This window comes from Pseudomonas iridis (assembly GCF_017980685.1).
In the GTDB taxonomy this organism is placed as follows: domain Bacteria; phylum Pseudomonadota; class Gammaproteobacteria; order Pseudomonadales; family Pseudomonadaceae; genus Aquipseudomonas; species Aquipseudomonas iridis.
Genome location: NZ_JACXXO010000040.1, coordinates 1 through 2611, shown reverse-complemented (window position 1 = coordinate 2611; position 2611 = coordinate 1). Strand labels below are relative to the sequence as shown.

Below are 2611 nucleotides of genomic sequence, written 5' to 3'. Positions count from 1 at the left end.
CAGAGCCTTCTCAGGGATGCGCGGTATCGGCAGAACTGAGTGCCCGCACATAGGCCTGACAAGCCTGTAGCGCGATCAGTCCACGGTCGCCGGTGTCGGTGATGGCGATAATTCGTTGAGCATGCGCCGGGTCAAGTCTGGCTCGTACGGTTGCATGATCCACGCCGCCGGTGGCGGTGGCTTGTGGCAGGTCACACCCACTGGCTGAATCCGCGTCGATGAGGACTGACAGCCGCAGATCAGCAGTGGCAAGGCGATCGCGCAGGCGAGCTTGGTCTTTTTGAGCATTGGTCAAAACCTCTTGGTGGGTTTGGTCGCTGGCTGCCAGACGCTGCTCGAGCGCGAGCCGTTTCGCCTGGTCGGTGCGTACCTGGTCAGAGGCCGCATTGCTGATGGTGGTCAGATCGGCCTGATACGCGGCGGACTGCTCGGCGAGCTTCTGGCCATAACGCCAGCCCTGCACCTTCCAGACTCCACCGGCCACGCCCAGCACCAGCGCCAGCACACCAGCCAGTGCGGCTTTCAGCGCTACCGGGCTCACGCAAGCACCGCCGTCGCCTTGCTCCAAAGCTTCAGCCGATCCGCCTGGCCATTGAGCCCGCCATTGATCCTGCGCGTGATGGCTTCGAACTTGTCGGCATCGGCCAGGGTGTTCAGCCCATTGGCTGCCCAGAACCACGCGGCTGACAGGCAGGCGTTCTTCGGCTGCTCCAACAGCTCTGGCTGGTTGATCAGGTCAAGGCCGAGGGCTTCGCCGCACGCCGCATAGTTCGCCCGGCCGGTGATCTGGATCAGGCCACGCCCGCGGTATTTGAGGCCGTCGCCCGGGACGGTGTTGCCCAGGTCCTTGCGGCCTTCGTATTTCGCCTGGGCGGGAGTCGGACCCCAAATCTCACGCACGTAGACCAACTGGCCGGACTCATGGCCGATCTGGGCGATGAACGCGGCCACTCGCTTGGCGCCGACAATCTGATACCGGAGCATGGCCGTATTCAGCACGGGTACAAAAACGCCGGCTTTGGCGCCGGCGTTCGGAAGGATTTGCAGCAGCTGCTGAGCGGTGATCGGCATGCTTTTCTCCTGGCAAAAAGAAACCCGCACTCGGCGGGCTGATAGCTGAAATTTGTAGGCGTTACAGGCTGTGCGGCGGTTGGCGGGCACGCCTCTCGCTGGTAGGATCTGAGCCACGCTCTTCTGTCGTTAAGGGGTCAGATGAGAATAGAAACCCTGGCGATTGCGAACCGCCGGGGTTTTGCTTTTCCATTCCCGCTGGTAGCATCGCGGCAAGTTTTGGATGTTCCCCATCTGAGAAATAGAAGCCCTGGTGATTACAGCTCACCGGGGCTTTGTCTTTTCAATCCCCAGACGAAGAAAACCCCGAACTTGTCGGGGTCTTGGCGCACATGCATCATGCCGCCTTTATGCTATTCGGCTATGGACGTCACGGGATCCATATCTGCGCCGCTCACTTGAGTACGGATGCCTCCATTACCTGAGGCATGGACATTTTTTTGGGCACTCAACGTGGCGGCTGCCTCATTGGTGTGGATTTCAAACGATCTCACTACTTGCTGCTTCCAGCCAGAAGACACCGCCCATACGCACACCAGTGCAAATACAATCATCATCTGAATCGCCACTTTTGAAACACTAGGCATGGTCCCACTCCTCAACCGTATTATTTTTATTTGAGCATACAACTGTTTCAAGGTGATTGCAGTATGACGACAACAGTCAGCTATGAGCAGTGTACTGCTTGGCGCCGCCTAAACGGACACCGACATACATCAGCCAAGCTCGCCAGCGCGCCACACCCTCAGCACGCAATGCACGGTACAGCACCGCATCCGCTTCCTTCCGGCTGAGCTCACCATTTTCGTAAAGCCAGTCATGCACGGTCGCCGCGTAGTTGCCGTAACCGGATACCAAGGCGAACAGCACGAAAAGGAACGCGTTGTGCAGCACCTTGATGCTGGCGAAGTCGGTGATGAAGCCGGCGGGCACGGTGATGACCCGCTCATCGTCGTCGGCCAGCACCAGGTCATCGAGCAGCGTGTACGTGCGGCGGTCGGCCTGCTCGGTTTTCAGGGTAGTTACGAAGCGGCTCATACCGGCCATCCCTCCTCGAGCATTTCAGCGGTGATCGAGCCGTCGGCCACAAAACCCAGCAGTTCGGCCTCACGGTTAAAGCACGCCTGCACATGCGCGCGAACCATCGACGCAACGCCGAGAATCTGCTGGCCGGTCAGCTCAACGAACCCGGCCGAAGTTTTCCAGTGCAGCGAGTACGCTGTATCGATGATCGCCTGTACCGCCGCACCGGTTATCAGGCCCTGGCTGTCGCGGCCGGTGTCGATGGGCATGCCTTCGACGGTGGTGCCGGCCGTTTCAGCGGTGTAGCGGCGGGCAGCAATCATAGCGGGCCAGTCTGGCGTCGGTAGCGGATCTGGCGCCGGCGCCGCCGCCAGCTTCTCCCAGCCGCTACCGGTCCAGCGCGCCACTTCGTCGCCTTCAAGTTCAGGCGGTGGCGTCGGTGTGGAGCGCTCAGGAAGTGCGCCGTATGGATCAGCATCGACTACCCCGAAGAAAATACCGTTTAAGTCCCAGCGAT

General features: G+C 60.2%; 5 protein-coding genes. All 5 read right to left on the bottom strand.

Features of this window, described 5'->3' with window-relative positions; translation table 11 throughout:
- Positions 1–10: 10 nt before the first annotated feature.
- On the bottom strand, positions 11–541 hold the full coding sequence (locus IEQ42_RS27875) for a lysis system i-spanin subunit Rz (protein ID WP_051600484.1): 531 nt from the start codon (positions 539–541) through the stop codon (positions 11–13).
- The gene (locus IEQ42_RS27180) at positions 538–1071 is read right to left on the bottom strand and encodes a glycoside hydrolase family 19 protein (RefSeq protein ID WP_210706191.1); all 534 of its coding nucleotides are present in this window, start codon (positions 1069–1071) and stop codon (positions 538–540) included. Before IEQ42_RS27180 ends, IEQ42_RS27875 begins: the two co-directional genes overlap by 4 nt.
- A 353-nt stretch (positions 1072–1424) precedes the next feature.
- Positions 1425–1658, bottom strand: a complete 234-nt coding sequence (locus tag IEQ42_RS27175) for a hypothetical protein (protein ID WP_210706190.1) — start codon at positions 1656–1658, stop codon at positions 1425–1427.
- 76 nt (positions 1659–1734) lie between these two features.
- Complete coding sequence (locus tag IEQ42_RS27170; RefSeq protein ID WP_210706189.1) at positions 1735–2109, bottom strand: DUF1353 domain-containing protein; 375 nt, start codon at positions 2107–2109, stop codon at positions 1735–1737.
- The coding region (locus IEQ42_RS27165; RefSeq protein ID WP_210706188.1) for a DUF4376 domain-containing protein at positions 2106–2611 on the bottom strand (506 nt) is incomplete at its 5' end. The genes IEQ42_RS27170 and IEQ42_RS27165, both read right to left, overlap by 4 nt.

Excerpts from the sequence above, each read along its gene's own strand:
- IEQ42_RS27180 (WP_210706191.1), bottom strand. The coding sequence starts at position 1,071 with ATGCCGATCACCGCTCAGCAGCTGCTGCAAATCCTTCCGAACGCCGGC.
- IEQ42_RS27175 (WP_210706190.1), bottom strand. The coding sequence starts at position 1,658 with ATGCCTAGTGTTTCAAAAGTGGCGATTCAGATGATGATTGTATTTGCA.
- IEQ42_RS27170 (WP_210706189.1), bottom strand. The coding sequence starts at position 2,109 with ATGAGCCGCTTCGTAACTACCCTGAAAACCGAGCAGGCCGACCGCCGC.